Source organism: Rhizobium sp. 01T444, from assembly GCF_056398305.1.
On sequence record NZ_JBFTPD010000320.1, the window covers coordinates 1 to 572 of the forward strand.

At 64.7% G+C, this 572-nt stretch carries 1 protein-coding gene; it reads left to right on the forward strand.

What is annotated here, in order from left to right; translation table 11 throughout:
• Window positions 1-41: 41 nt before the first annotated feature.
• A partial coding sequence (locus tag AC1DTN_RS38700) for a thiolase family protein (protein ID WP_477925516.1) occupies window positions 42-572 on the forward strand: 531 nt, incomplete at its 3' end.

Genomic DNA, 572 nt, shown 5'->3' on the forward strand with positions numbered 1-572 from the left:
CTTCCCGCACCGTCTTTATTTATCCACGCATCGGAGATCACATCATGGAAGACATCGTCATCGTTTCAGCCGCGCGCACCGCGGTGGGCAAGTTCGGCGGTTCGCTGGCCAACATCGCGGCCACTGAACTCGGCGCCATCGTGATCAAGGAAGTGCTCGCGCGCGCCAAGCTCGGCAACGACCAGATCGGCGAGGTCATCATGGGCCAGGTCCTGACGGCCGGCAGCGGGCAGAATCCCGCGCGCCAGGCGCTCATGAAGAGCGGCATCACCAAGGAAACCCCGGCGCTCACCATCAATGCGGTCTGCGGATCGGGCCTGAAGGCCGTCATGCTGGCCGCGCAGGCCGTGGCCACCGGCGACAGCGAGATCGTGATCGCCGGCGGGCAGGAAAGCATGAGCCTGGCGCCGCATGCGCTGCCCAACTCGCGCAACGGCCAGCGCATGGGCGACTGGAAGCTCATCGACACCATGATCGTCGATGGCCTGTGGGACGTCTACAACCAGTACCACATGGGCATGACGGCCGAGAACGTCGCCAAGAAATACGACATCAGCCGCGCCGCGCAGGAC